The following is a 14,299-nucleotide window of genomic DNA, read 5'->3' on the forward strand; positions in this document are numbered from 1 at the left end:
CTTAGTCCTCCTGTGCTTTCTGTGTGTCGTAGATTTCTTGGTAAATTTTATTCTCAGCAACTAATTCTTGGTGAGTTCCTTGACCAACAAGTTTTCCTTGGTCAAGAACCAAAATATTATCTGCATGAACCACTGATGAAATCTTTTGAGCAATAATAATTGTGGTTGTGTCTTTAAGGTCTTTATTCAAAGCTTCTTGAACAAGTTTTTCAGATTTAGCATCAAGGGCTGATGTTGAGTCATCTAAAATTAAGACATTTGGATTTTTAACAACTCCACGTGTGATTGAAAGTCTTTGCTTTTGACCACCTGAGAAGTTATTTCCGCGTTCTTCAACTTCAGAATCATATTGACCATCTTTAGTTGTAATAAATTCTGCGGCTTGGGCAATGCGTGCAGCACGAGTCATTTCTTCATCAGTTGCATCGGCTTTCCCCTGTTTAATATTTCCAGCAATTGTTCCTGAGAAGAGAATGGCTTTTTGAAGAACAATAGAAATATTTTTCTTCAATGTTCCACGGCTAACTGTTTTAAGATCTTTTCCACCAACTGAAACGGTACCTTCTGTTGGGTCAAAGAGTCTTGGAATCAATTGTGCCAATGTAGATTTACCAGCACCAGTCGCTCCGACAATCCCAACCATTTGACCAGGTTCTACTTCAAAGCTAATATCTTTAAGTGTTGGTTCTTCATCATTTGGATAAGAGAATGACACATGGTCAAATTTGACAGAACCTGAAAGAACTTCATCTTTAGCATTTTCATCAAATTTCATGGCTGGATCAGTATTTAACACTTCATTAATACGACCAATTGATACCATACCACGTGAAGCAAACATTGAAATCATACCACCCATGATAATGGCAAACATAATCATTCCCATATAAGTTATAAATGTTGTAATCCCACCGATACTATCAGTCGCAATACTTTGTGACTTTGTAACATAGGTTGATACAAAGTAGATGGCAAGCCATATCGCTCCTTGAGCAATAATTGTAAAGAGTGGAATCATTGCCGAGAAGAGTTTTCCTACTGCCCAGTTATGATCGTAAAGTTCATCAGAAGTTTCATCAAAATCTTTGATTTGATTTTTTTCTTGAACGAATGATTTAACGACACGTGAACCACGCAAGTTTTGTTTAGCAATGGCGTTAATACGGTCCATCAATTTTTGGAAAGCCATAAAGTGAGGGCCCATGCGTCCCATTATCACAACAGTAACTACAATAATAAGCACTAAAAGAAGGAGAGTAATCCACCAAAGACGAGGCATAGTCGTAATTGATAAGATAATTCCTCCGATTAGAAGGACAGGTACTCTCATTAAAATTTGGAAAACCATCATCATCAAGTTTTGAACTTGTGTGACGTCATTTGTCATCCGAACAACAAGGTTTCCAGCATTAAATTTCTCGATATCTTCATAAGAGAAGGTATTAATTTTTTTGTAGGTATCTTCACGAACCACAGCACCAACTTCTTGAGCAAGTTTAGCGGCCGTTAGAGTTGATACAATAGCAAATACTATTCCTATACCTGAAACAACAAGTATTAAAATTCCATCATTTTGGATTTTATCAGACATTTGATGGCGAGTTAAGGTAGAATTAGCCAAAATCGTCATGATATCTTTGATTATCTGCGGTTGGTACAATTGAACGCCGGCATAAATGAATGTAGCAAACATTGAAAACAATGCTAACCATTTATGACGCCATATTGCTTTTCCAATCATCAATTATCCTCTTTTCTTTTTATATAAATTATTTTTTAATATTCAGTCTATTTTAAATTATAATAAAAATATTATATAATTTAAAACATGAATAAACTTCTTTCAATGTTTCGTCATTCCTATATTGATGCTAACCACTTTTCTTGTTTATCTAACTTCAAATTACTTGATGAAACAGAACTTTTTAAAATTACTGGTGGACACTTTTCAACTTCGTTCAAATATCACAGACTCGAAAATCACTATACACAAGAACAACTTGCCGAACTTCTTGATGTGGATACTCATACTATTAGAAATTGGGAGTCAAATAAAACCATACCTAAGGGGACTGATTTATTCAATTCAAGTCAACTTTTCGGCATCAGTATCGATACTCTTTGGGATGCTGAAAATAAATATAAAAATCACTAACTTTTTGGCTGTACAACCAAATTATAAGTGGTACAATCTATTTGTAAGCTTACAAACGATTAGAAGGAGAATTCAATTATGAGTAAAAAAATTCAATCAATCAATACCGATAAACCTCTATCTTCATTCAAAGAACTGTCAACCGAAGAACTTCAAGATATCGCTGGTGGTGCCAATGTTGCATTTACTGGTGGTTCTAACCTAGCTAGCACTTTAGCTTCAATTACCCAAACGGGAAAAGCCGCATCAGCTGCTGTTAAAAGTGTTAGCATGGGTGGCTATGCTTCTAGCGCCTACAATACGATGATGAAATTTTATCCATACTAAGCCCAAATAAGTAAATTTTCAAGTGCTCTTTATGAGCACTTTTTTTATTTTCCAATAGTAAGATATGGTTCTGTAGGCTCTTAGCAGTTTGTTTGCTTCATGATTGATTTGAAAATCATAAAATTCCTTTCTAGAGTTAAATAATGTAAATAAGTTTACATTAAATTGAATTTCCAATTTCATTTTACTTCAAAATAATTTCAATAAATTTTTTGAGAAAATAATTATAACATTATTTTTTTTTAGTAAACAAGCATTAATTGTTAATGCTGTTAAATATTACAATAGTTAGTTTCACGAAAGATAAACTAACAAAAATATTGTAACGCTTTCAAAGTTTAAGTCAACAATTTGCGACGAATATTTTTTACCTTCATCCCTTATTTAGTAACTTAAATTTTAATTGGAAATTATTTATTAGATTCATCTTTTTTATTTGCTTCTAAATTTTCAATAATTTCATCGACTCTAGACCAAGATTCAAAAGCAAGTCGCATATTTTCATGACCAATTTCTGTCAAGCGGTAGTATTTACGACGGCCACCTTGGCTTTCGTCTCCCCAATAAGAACTGATAATCCCATCCTTTTCAAGTCGTTTAAAGATTGTATAGAGCGTGGCTTCATTAAGCTCCATTTCTCCATTTGAGGCTTCTTTGACTTGCTTGATAATGCCATAAACATAATTATCCCCTTGTTTTAAGACATTGAGCAAAATGACATTGGTTTGGGCGCGTAACATTTCCTTTGGTATTTCTGCCATTCTTTTTCCTTTCTATCATTTTAAACAAAGTATATTATACTTCACATTACTATGTAAGTCAAGGTACTTTAACTTTTTATATAATTATTTTATTTTTGACTGATTTCTACTACATTAATATAGTAGAAAGTGGCATTTTTATATAAATTAGTCAGCCCTTATTTTTTATTTATATTTTGTGAGCCCTTGTTATAAAAGCGTTTTTTGGCAATAGATACAAACTTTCATTCAAAATTTTGTTATAATGGAATGATGTAAATTTGGGAGGATTCATATGGCAGCTTCAAGTACAAACAATCTGAAACTCGCTGAAAAAGGAGTTTGGGTTTCTATTATCGCTTATATTGTTTTATCCATTGGACAAATTGCTTTTGCAGCAATTGTGCATTCTAGTGCTCTTCAAGCCAATGGTTTTAACAACGTGACTGATATTATGGGAAATATTGCAATTTTGATTGGTCTTCGACTTGCTCGAATTCCAGCAGATAGTGATCATGTTTATGGTCACTGGAAAATTGAATCAATCGCTAGCTTAATTTCTAGTTTTATCATGTTTTTCGTTGGTTTTGAGGTTTTAAGAGAAACAGTTATGACACTTCTTTCTGGTAAAGAAGAAGCCATAGACCCACTGGGAGCTCTTGTTGGTTTATTCTCAGCTTTTGTCATGCTGGGCGTTTATCTTTATAATCGGGCATTGGCTAAAAAAACGAACTCACAAGCACTGTCAGCAGCAAGTAAGGACAATCTCTCTGATGCGGTGACTTCTATTGGAACTGTGGTTGCTATTTTAGCAAGTAGTGTAGGCTGGGAGTGGCTTGATACTGCGATGGCTGTAGTTATTTGTGGTTTCATTTTAAAGACTGCCTATGATATTTTCCATGAATCTGTTTTTAGTCTCTCTGATGGCTTTGATGAAAATCTTGTCGAAGAATATCGCGAAGCGATTTGCTTAGTTCCAAAGGTAAAAGGGGTTAAGCTTGTCCGAGGTCGTTCTTATGGAAGTAATATTTTCCTTGATGTAGTGGTTGAAATGTCTCCTGATTTAAGTGTTTTCGAGAGTCATGAAGCGACCGAGTTCATTGAGAAAATGTTAATTGACAATTATGGTGTTTATGATGTTGATGTCCACGTTGAACCTGCTGCCTTACCTGAAGAGGAACATTACGCCAGTCGCTCACTTGAACTTTTGGCAAAAGAAGAACAGTTTTTAAATCTGGAAAATTTGGACAAATTAACTGACAGTACTTTTCAAGAAATTCTTGCTGATGGAAAAATCATCAATGCTTCTGATAAATTGAAAGATTTTGCAAAAATTACTGACGAAAATTCTGTCAGTAAAAATAATGACTCTAAAAATTCATTGACAAGTCTGTCAGTAATTCCATTAGCAATAAATCACTATAGTAGTTCACAAGTCAGCAAGAAAACATTCATTTTAACTTATGATTACTGGAAAAATGAACAAAATTTTGTGGTTACAAGTATCTGGCGACGCAATGACTATTGGCGCTGTATTTATAGACAGACAACTTTAAAAAGAGAGGAAAAGTGATTATGACCAATCTTCAACAAAATCAGGAACAAATCATGACTTCTTTAACTGATTTATTTAATAAGATTGATGCCTATTACAAGCCGCAAATGGAGGCTGAATTCTCAAATATTTCGTTATCAGAAATTGAAACGATTGAATTTATTGCTAAAACCCCTTATCCAAATGTGACCAAATTAGCGCATCATCTCTACATGACACGTGGTGCTGCCAGTAAAATCGCTAAAAAACTGCTCAAAAAAAATCTCGTTGAATCTTATCAAATTCCTCAAAATAAAAAGGAAATCTATTTTCGCTTAACAAAAGAGGGTCAAGAAATTAATGACCGTCACGAAAGTTTGCACCAAAAATTTTCAGAAAAGGATCAAGTTATCTTCGATGAATTAACTGATGAGTCTGTCAGCAATATTTTAGAATTTCTCAATAAATACAATAATCATCTTGATTCTGCTATTCGGAATAATATTGAAAAATAATTCTGTCAGTAAATTAATTTTTACTGACAGTTTTTTTTGTTTGTTTTTTGTTGACACGGAAACAATGTTATGATATACTATTTTTGTTTCCAGGGAAACTGTGTAGAAAAGTGAAATCACAAGTCTATAGATTTCACTTTAGCAGACGCAAGTCTGCGCAAAAAACTTCCTAAGAAATCATCATCAATTATTGTAATTGAGTTCAGACCGCTAGAAGTTTATGAAAAAGACAAAATTTTGAACCTGCCTGCTGGGCAGAACCACCAATTTTTCTAAATTTCATCGCTTCAACCCAGTCGGGCTCATATCTTATGGAGGTTTTACCTATGAAAATTAATAAACACGCCCTCACTTTTGGGCTTATCACCACTTTCCTGACAGGACTTGGTTTTACAATCATCTCACCAGTCGTTCCTTTTATGGTCGCACCTTTTGCTAATGCTCATGACCAAGCACTCATTGTTACTAGTTTAATGGCAATCTATGCACTATGTACTTTCTTTGCCGCTCCTGCTCTTGGTTCTTTATCAGACCGCTTTGGTCGTAAACCTATCTTACTGATTTCTTTAGCTGGCTCTGCTCTTGGTTATCTTATCTTTGGCTTAGCTGGTAGTCTCTGGATGCTTTTTCTCGGACGAATCATTGATGGTTTAACTGGTGGAAATATCGTGACCCTTTTTGCTTACTTCGCTGATATTACTGATGAAGAAAATCGAACTAAAGTTTTTGGTTGGACAGCCGCCGCTGTTGGTGTTGGAACAATTTCTGGCCCAACAGTTGGAGGACTTCTAGCTCATTTTGGCAATTCAGTTCCCTTTTACTTCGGCGCCCTAATCTCAATCGCCAATCTTCTTTACGGTGCATTCGTAATGAACGAGAGCTTGCCCGAAACTCATCGCACACGTAATTTTTCCCTTAAACAACTCAATCCTTTCACTCAACTTTTTCAGCTCTTACGCATGAAAAATCTCAATCGTCTGCTCTTTGCCGGTATCTTACTTTGGCTACCAAATGGTGCACTCCAAGCAATTATTAGTCAATTTTCATTAGATTCTTTTGCTTGGACGCCTGTATTAATTGGTCTAGCCATATCCATCATGGGTTTAATGGATATCTTGACTCAAATCTTTATCATGCCAAGACTTCTAAAATTAGCTAATGAAGATAAACTCATCCGTTTGGCACTAGTCTGCGAAATTATTGCTTACCTTCTTTTCGCACTTTCTGCTTTTTCTAAAATGTGGCCCTTCTTCATTCTGGCAATGTTTATCTTTGCTTTTGGAGATAGTATTTTTGGAACTGCCTTTAACGGTAAACTTTCAAAATCAGCGACTTCTTCCGAACAAGGTAAACTTCAAGGTGGCAGTCAAGCACTTCAAGCACTTACTCGCGTGATAGGCCCTTTAATTGGTGGACAAATCTATATCAGCCTTAGTCATTTCGCTCCAGCACTCATGGGATTTATCTTTCTAATTATCGCTCTACTTGTGCTATCAAAAACAAAGTCAGACCAAGAATGAATAAAAAAAATCACCTCAAAAAGGTGATTTTTTATTTATTATAATTTTTCAGAAATTTCTTTGATTGATTTATCAACGTCAGCCTTTTGGCTATCAATCAAAGCAACACGTGCTGTGATTTGCTTGATTGCCATTTCGATTGAACGTTTCAAACCTTGATTTTCTAATTTTGGCTCAAAGAAAGCTTTATATTCTGCTAATTTATCAGCAGTTTTAAAAGTATTTCCTGGATAGATAACAAATTTATCATAACTCATATCTCCACCCAATTTTTCTTCAAGGAATGCCCAATTTGCTTTTTCCCAAGCCCAAGCAGCATCTTGTGAGAAATCATTGCGCAAAAGGTAGAACCAAGAGAAAGCAATATCTTGTGGCTTAACAATATCAGCATTTTTGAAGCTTTCAAGCAATTCAGCAATGACTTTTTCATCCTTGATTAATGCGACAGCCCCTTCAAGCTCACGTTTAAATTCTTGCAAGCTAGTTTTAACATAAGTTTCACGATAAGTTTTAACCAATTCAGCAGAATTTGTCGTCTTAATTTCATTATTTAAAACAATTGGACGAATATCAGCCGGAATTCCTGCTAGATTTTCTTTATGTGCTGCAAAGATTTGGCTGGCTTTTGCTTTGGCATCTGCATTCTCAGCATACAAAGTCTTACTCAAAACAATTCCACGAAGGCTCTCATCACCAGCAGATTCGCCAGCAACTTTATTCCAACCTAAGCGAGCATAGTTTTTAGCGAAAAGTTTTCCTACCAAGCTTTGGAAAGCTTTTTCAGTTTCTGAATCTTCATCAACAAAAAGTTCCAATTCGCTAATGAGTTGACTCAAACCAGTATTGACAAGGTAAGATTCTTCATTAGTAAATGCCGGCAAGATATTTACGACATCAGCATAAGAAATTACACCTGCTTTAGCCAATAATTTACGATCTTGCAAGATTTGGAATTTAGTGACATTCTCCAAAGTCTCAACTTCTGAGAGGAGGTCTGTTAACAATTGTCCTTTGTAATCAATAATGTAATGAGCCATATTTGCATCATTCAAAAAGAGGGACTTACCATTATTTTTTGATTTCAAAGCAGCAAAACCAGGAATTTCAACTTTTTCAGAAGAAAGTAAGTCTGGCAATCCTGACCAATTTGTATTCAAAGGAACATTCCACAAACGTCCTTTATCAGCACCCTCACCAACGAAGAATTGTTTTTGACTCAAAACTAAAGTATCATCAATGACTTCGGCAGTAACGACAGGGTATCCTGGTTGGTTAACCCATGAATGCATGAAAGCTGCCACATCTTTTCCAGAGACTTCAGCCAAGGCATCCCAAAGATTATCTCCGACTGTATTTCCATATTGGTGGCGTTTGAAGTAAAGGGCTAGGCCAGCAGCAAAATCTTCATCTCCAAGCCATTTACGAAGCATAACCATCAAACGTGAACCTTTGGCATAGACGATTGCTGGGTCAAAGAGCGTTCCAATTTCATCTGGGTGAGTCACTTCAACGTGGACAGATTGAACTCCATCAGTTGCATCACGATTCAGTGCCATATTGGCTTCTGAGATTGAGAATGATTCCCAAACGTTCCAACTTGGTTCCAAAGCATCCATACAAACATATTCCATGTTGTTGGCAAATGATTCATTGAGCCACAAATCATCCCACCATTGCATTGTTACAAGGTCACCGAACCATTGGTGTGCCAATTCGTGTGCAATAACGGTTGCTACATATTGTTTGCTTTGAATGGTTGCATTTTCAGGGTCAACAAGCATGCAGACTTCACGATAAGTGATACATCCCCAGTTTTCCATTGCTCCTGCCGAAAAGTCAGGTAAGGCAATGTGCCAACTGTGTGGGAGTGGATATGGCGTTTTATAGTAATCTTCATAAAATTCAATTGAACGAATAGCAATATCAAGCGGGAAATCAAGCGCAGCTTCACTATGAGCTTTCGTTGCAAAAGCACCTACTTCAACACCAGATTTTGTTTTTCCTTTTTTAAATTGAAGTTCACCGAATACAAAAGCCAAAAGGTAAGAACTCATTTTGACAGTACGTTCAAAAACGTGAATTCCGTTAATATTCAAGAGTTCTGGCATGTTTGAAACAATGATGTCGCCTTCTTCTTCATCAAATTTTACTGACAAATCGAAGGTTGCTTTTGCTTCTGGTTCATCAATAGAAGGAAAGGCTTGACGAGCAAAATGGCTTTCAAATTGTGTACCAATGAGCATTTTCTTTTCGCCATTGACTTCATAGTATGAAGGGTAAATTCCCATCATGTTGTCAGTCAATTCAGCTTCATATTCAAATGAAACAGTCACGCGCCCTGTTTCACCAATTTTAACAACGATTTCTTCATCTTCTTCATTTTCAATGAAGTTTGTGTCGACACTAAAAGCACGAACTTTACTAAAGTGTAAACCTTTGGCATGAAAGGCAATAACACTATCTTTTGCTTCCCCAGTAATTGCCACTTGACCTTTTATTTTCTTGGTTTTACGGTCAATATCGAGGAAAATCTTATAATTCTCCGGAACAAAAGTTTCAATTAAACGTTTTACAGCCATGTTTTCTCCTAAATATTCAGTATTAATCTAATTATATCAAATTGAATAGAAAATTTCGAGTACAAAGAAAAATTACATCTATTCTTTTTACTACTAAAAAAGCTGCCTGTTGACAGCTTATAAATAGAAGACAAGCATCAATTGCAATTATCCCCTATTTTGTCAGTTATAACTATTTAGTAGCTGCTAGTGCTTTTTCATAATTTGGTTCATCAGAAAGCTCTGACAAAACTTCACTATAGACAATTTGACCATTTTTCACAACAAAGACGCTTCTGGCAAGACGTCCTTCAAGAGGACCACCATTTAAAATAAGACCATAAGCCTTTCCAAAAGTTCCATCATCAGCAAGAATTGTCATGTCAACACCTTCGGCTGCACACCAATTTTTTTGCTCATCTGCTGTATTATTTGAAATACTCAAAAAGTCAATTTCAGAATGTTTTGCTGCTTCAAGATTAAAATGTTTGGTTTGAAGTGAACAAACTCTAGTATTAATATCAGGAAAAACACTAATCAAAACAGGTTTTTCAAGTTTTGATAATTTAATTTTATTTCCTTTTAAATCTGTCAGTTCAAAATCAGGTGCATCACCACTTATTGTCGGATTTAGTGTTGCTATTTTTTCACCATGAGATGTGATATTCATTGTCATTAATGCTCCTTTGTTAATCTTTATGACTTCATTTTATCATAGAATCTCAACTCATTTGGCTCTTATTGCTCATATTTTACTGTTAAATATTGACTTTCTAAAGGACTTGGAAGTAAAAGTGAGTCATCTTCTGATTTCACAAATTGATAATTGATTATTGGAATTATTACTGTATGTTTCATGCTAGGCTCCTCCTTTTGATAAATAAAAGTATATCAGTAAAAACTTTAGAAAAACTTAGCTCATTCTCAAGTATAACTTAATAAAATAAATACTGACAGATTTTTTTAGCACCTATTATTCTGCTAAAATTTCTGTCAGTAAATTTATTTTAGAACTGTGAAGTTATGATTCACACTTGCCTCAATTATCGGATGTTTCTTCAAATAATCAGCAATCAATTCGGTCATATCAACAGTAATTTCTCTAACAATCTTGTCCGCAGAAAACATTGGATAATTTCCACCCCCAACTGCGCGATATTGATTGACGACAATTTCTAAAATATCGTCATCCTTTACCTGATGCCCCTTGAAATTTAAACGTACAATTCGCTGACCAATTTCTTTTTGCAAATCGATAGCATATTCAACCCCTTCATACATATCATAATTATAATATTCAGGTTTTGGTTCAATAAATCGTGGACTAAAAACAATTTCGCCACTTTCGTCAAGTTCAAGATGTTCCGCTGTCCGCTCTAAGGCAGCCTTTAAATCTGCACCTGTCACTCTTAAAACAGCTAAAGTGTTGGGATAAATATAATTTGTCAGAATCGATCTCATCGTAATTTCTTTTGCAAAACCCTTCGCTTCATTATTAAAAAGTGCAGTCCCAGAAATTTCGGTCCCTGTCGCTTCCATTTGTATTTTATTAATTAATTCAATATAAGGATGTTCAATCAATCGAGCAGTCATTGGATCACGAATAATCATTTCTCCATGAACTTCTCCCATTGGCTGGTCTAACCAATCCTCTGCTTCTTCACTCACAACGGATATCAGCTGATTGACCTCCGATGAGACTTTGCAATTCTCCGTTTTATGAAGTCTAGCGTTTGAAGCCACAACTTTTTTATGATTATCTAATTCAAGTTCTATTTCGCCAACAAAAGCACCACGATAGCCTGGTTGAATAACTGGAACTCCAAAAAGATGGTCAGCAATTTCACGATGCTGGTGTCCAGTCACTAAGGCATCAATGTAATCTTTATACTCTTCAACTAACTGATAAGCCTCATTTTCCCCTGTCAAACTTTCTGTCGGAAGACCTGTCTGTAAATCTCGCTCAAAGCCTCCATGATATGCAACAATCAAAAGGTCAACTGATTGGCGCAAATCGGGCAGAATATCTTTTGCAGTTGTCAGAATAGATTGGAAAGTCAAATCTTTGATAATTGACGGTTTTTCCCAATGTGGAATATATTGTGTCAAAAAACCAACAATTCCAATTTTCACCCCCTGCGCTTCAATGATTTTATAAGCAGGGCCAAAAGCAGGTTGACCTTCATTATTCAATACATTCGCAGCCAAAATAGGATAATTTACCTGATTAACATAACTTTTTAAATAATCAATCCCATAATTAAACTCATGATTACCAAGCAATCCCACATCATAACCAAAAGAATTAGTGACATTGACCAAGTCTTTAATACCGCGACTTGATTTTTTAGCTAGATAATAAGCCAAGGGTGAACCTTGCAATAAATCACCATTTTCAATTTTTACAATAATTTCACCCTGCTCTTGAGCCACTGCTGTCAGTTCATCTATTTTAGATTTGGCTTTGGCCATTGAAAAAGGCAAATTCATTTCTCTTTCGGTGAAGTTTGTTGGGAGAACAAAACCATGTAAATCACTCGTTTCTAGAATTTTTATTTTCATATTATTTATCCCTTTGCTAATTTTTTCCGAATTCTTGATGAAATGAGTTCAACAAGGATAATTAAAACTAAAAGTCCCAACAAAATTGCACCAACGGCTGACCATTTATAACCAGACATTGCAAAACTCAATGGCGCACCAATTCCACCGGCACCAACTAATCCCAAAATGGCTGCATCACGCAGATTCATATCTAAACGGTAAAGTAAAATCGAATATAAATCTGGTAATAATTGGGGTAAAACTCCAAAACGAATTTTTTGAAATGTTGTTGCACCAGCTGCGTCCATAGCCTCAATAACACCCATATCCAAATCTTCAATAGCTTCAATAAATAGTTTTGCAATCATCCCAATTGACTCAAAACCAAGCGCCATTACACCAGCTGAAGAACCTAAACCAACGACTGGAATAAATAAAAGGGCATAAACAAAAGAAGGAATTGTCCGAATCGCCATCAAGACAAAACGAATCAGATAAGCTAACCAATTCGGAACCAAATTAGTCGCTGCAAGAAAAGAGAGTGGAATGGCAACAATTGCACCAACCAAAGTCCCAAGCAAACCAATTGCAAAAGTTTGTAGCAAGAGATAGGGTAAGCCAGTTTCAGTTAGGTTAAACATTAAACTGGTGTCTGGATGGAAAATCCCTGTGAAAATATTTTTGGCGATTAAAGCTCCATGTTCTGAAACGCCATGATAATGGACGACTGAAGTCGACCAAATCGAAACTGCTAATAAAACAATAAATATCAAAAGATAATAAAACCAGTTTTTAGGTCTATGATTATATTCTTCAATAATTTGTGAATTCATTTTTCCTCTCATTCCTAGGCAATTTTCTTACGAATTAATGCGCTGATTGAATCAATAATCATGACTGTAGCTAGAATAGAAATTAAAATCATACCAACAGAGGAAAAGTCGCGAAAATTCACTCGGTCATTTAAGATATTTCCTATCCCTCCAGCCCCAACATATCCCAAAATTGCAGCATAGCGGACATTTCCCTCAAATGCATAAAGAGCAGTTGAAAGATAAGTAGGTAGGACTTGAGGAAAAACAGCAATGAAAAAGGCTTTTAAAGGACTGACCCCTAAAGCTTCTGCCGCTTCAAAAGGTCCCATATCAACGGTTTCAATCACCTCAAACAATTGTTTTCCTATGAAAGAAAAGGTAAATACAAAAATTGCAACAACTCCAGCAAAAGTTCCTAGACCAAAAATATAGGTTGCAATTAAAGCCAAAACCAAAGTTGGCAAAGTTCTTGCTAGCATAAAAATCAAACGAATGATGCCATTAACAAAACGATTTTTAAGGATGTTATTTGCCGCTAATATCGCAAATGGAACTGACAAAATTGCTCCAAGTAAGGAAGCAAAAAAGCTCATCTTAATCGTATCTAATAGTGGGGGAAGAACTTTATGAAAGTAAGCCCAATTTGGGGGAATCATACTTGCTAATTTTTGAAAAAAGAGACCACTTCTGTTAAGCGCACTAAAATCAAAATTTGTAAGAATAACAGAAAAAGCAATCAGTAAGATGATAATTAACCAAGTCAACCAAGTTCGACTGACTTTTTCTTCAACAACTTCTCCTGTAATAAGTTTTATTTTTTTAGGCTTAAAAATTTTATCGTACATTTAGGCCTCTTTTCTATAAACTTCATCCAAAATTTCTTTGGTTACCTCTTGCGAAGGACCATCATAAACAATTTTCCCTTTTTTTACAGCAATAATCCGCGAAGCGTATTCTAAAGCAAGTTCAACATGGTGAATATTCAGTAAAATTGTTTTATTGAATTCTTCATTAATTCTTTTAAAATCATCCATTACTTCTTTAGCTGTGACTGGGTCAAGTGCTGAAACAGGTTCATCAGCGAGTAAAATTTCACTTTCTTGACTAAGAGCACGAGCGAGTGATACACGTTGCTGTTGTCCACCTGAAAGTTGATCTGCTCGGATATAAGCTTTATCTAAAATTCCTACCTTATTCAGAGAATCTAAGGCAACAAGTTTATCTTCTTTTGAAAACAAACCAAAAATGACCTTAAATAAACTCATATCTGGTACACGAGCAAACATTACATTTTTCAAAACCGTCACTCTAGGAACTAAATTATAGGATTGAAAAATCATTCCCACATGTCTTCGAAATTTTCTTAACTCTTTTCCTTTAAGTTTTGACACTTCTGTATCATTCACAATTAACGAGCCTGAAGTAATATCATTTAAACCATTAACACAACGAATCAGAGTTGATTTTCCTGCTCCTGATGTTCCAATAATAGCTACGAATTCTCCTTGATTGATTTGTAAATTAACATCCGTCAAACCTTTTGTGCCATTTGGATAAATTTTTGACACATTTTCAAATTTTATCATTACTT

13 protein-coding genes are annotated in these 14,299 nt (G+C 35.2%); 5 read left to right on the forward strand and 8 right to left on the reverse strand.

The annotated features are described in order from the left end of the window. Position 1: 1 nt before the first annotated feature. Positions 2–1,741, reverse strand: coding sequence for an ABC transporter ATP-binding protein (locus tag HFD15_RS04105; RefSeq protein WP_017864090.1), 1,740 nt, complete (start codon positions 1,739–1,741; stop codon positions 2–4). 87 nt (positions 1,742–1,828) lie between these two features. Between HFD15_RS04105 and HFD15_RS04110 the strand changes: the two genes are divergently transcribed. Beyond that, positions 1,829–2,155 carry a helix-turn-helix transcriptional regulator gene (locus tag HFD15_RS04110; protein WP_226898150.1) on the forward strand — a complete coding sequence of 109 codons (327 nt, stop codon included), beginning with the start codon at positions 1,829–1,831 and terminating at the stop codon, positions 2,153–2,155. A 78-nt stretch (positions 2,156–2,233) separates the two neighbouring features. Beyond that, positions 2,234–2,482 (forward strand): bacteriocin, encoded by a 249-nt coding sequence (locus HFD15_RS04115; RefSeq protein ID WP_012897166.1) that lies wholly within the window; start codon positions 2,234–2,236, stop codon positions 2,480–2,482. 410 nt (positions 2,483–2,892) lie between these two features. On the opposite strand, the gene HFD15_RS04120 is transcribed toward HFD15_RS04115, so the two are convergent. After that, complete coding sequence (locus HFD15_RS04120; protein ID WP_003131688.1) at positions 2,893–3,243, reverse strand: PadR family transcriptional regulator; 351 nt, start codon at positions 3,241–3,243, stop codon at positions 2,893–2,895. 274 nt (positions 3,244–3,517) lie between these two features. Here HFD15_RS04120 and HFD15_RS04125 point away from each other — a divergent pair, with 274 nt between their 5' ends. The 3 genes from HFD15_RS04125 (at position 3,518) to HFD15_RS04135 (ending at position 6,791) form a co-directional block, all read left to right on the forward strand. Beyond that, positions 3,518–4,795 carry a cation diffusion facilitator family transporter gene (locus HFD15_RS04125; protein ID WP_058208269.1) on the forward strand — a complete coding sequence of 426 codons (1,278 nt, stop codon included), beginning with the start codon at positions 3,518–3,520 and terminating at the stop codon, positions 4,793–4,795. Positions 4,796–4,797: 2 nt separating this feature from the next. After that, positions 4,798–5,271, forward strand: coding sequence for a MarR family transcriptional regulator (locus HFD15_RS04130; protein WP_003131690.1), 474 nt, complete (start codon positions 4,798–4,800; stop codon positions 5,269–5,271). Positions 5,272–5,597: 326 nt separating this feature from the next. Beyond that, entirely contained in the window at positions 5,598–6,791 is a 1,194-nt protein-coding gene (locus tag HFD15_RS04135; RefSeq protein ID WP_058208268.1) for an MFS transporter, read from the forward strand. A 38-nt stretch (positions 6,792–6,829) separates the two neighbouring features. Here the strand turns inward: HFD15_RS04135 and HFD15_RS04140 are convergent, their stop codons facing one another. The 6 genes from HFD15_RS04140 to phnC all read right to left on the reverse strand — a co-directional run bounded on the left by HFD15_RS04140 (position 6,830) and on the right by phnC (position 14,294). After that, complete coding sequence (locus tag HFD15_RS04140) at positions 6,830–9,370, reverse strand: M1 family metallopeptidase (RefSeq protein ID WP_058208267.1); 2,541 nt, start codon at positions 9,368–9,370, stop codon at positions 6,830–6,832. 172 nt (positions 9,371–9,542) lie between these two features. Beyond that, positions 9,543–10,025: a peroxiredoxin gene (locus tag HFD15_RS04145; RefSeq protein WP_017864087.1), complete on the reverse strand. Its 483-nt coding sequence runs from the start codon at positions 10,023–10,025 to the stop codon at positions 9,543–9,545. 326 nt (positions 10,026–10,351) lie between these two features. Further along, positions 10,352–11,911 (reverse strand): bifunctional UDP-sugar hydrolase/5'-nucleotidase, encoded by a 1,560-nt coding sequence (locus HFD15_RS04150; RefSeq protein WP_023189961.1) that lies wholly within the window; start codon positions 11,909–11,911, stop codon positions 10,352–10,354. Positions 11,912–11,916: 5 nt separating this feature from the next. Then, positions 11,917–12,726 (reverse strand): phosphonate ABC transporter, permease protein PhnE, encoded by an 810-nt coding sequence (gene phnE, locus HFD15_RS04155; protein WP_010905273.1) that lies wholly within the window; start codon positions 12,724–12,726, stop codon positions 11,917–11,919. Between the two features lie 14 nt (positions 12,727–12,740). Then, a complete protein-coding gene (phnE, locus tag HFD15_RS04160) occupies positions 12,741–13,553 on the reverse strand; it encodes a phosphonate ABC transporter, permease protein PhnE (protein ID WP_021722397.1) in 813 nt (270 codons plus the stop codon). Beyond that, positions 13,554–14,294 carry a phosphonate ABC transporter ATP-binding protein gene (phnC, locus tag HFD15_RS04165; RefSeq protein ID WP_010905272.1) on the reverse strand — a complete coding sequence of 247 codons (741 nt, stop codon included), beginning with the start codon at positions 14,292–14,294 and terminating at the stop codon, positions 13,554–13,556. Positions 14,295–14,299: the final 5 nt, after the last annotated feature.

It is taken from the genome of Lactococcus sp. EKM203L (assembly GCF_011800585.1).
GTDB lineage: Bacteria > Bacillota > Bacilli > Lactobacillales > Streptococcaceae > Lactococcus > Lactococcus lactis.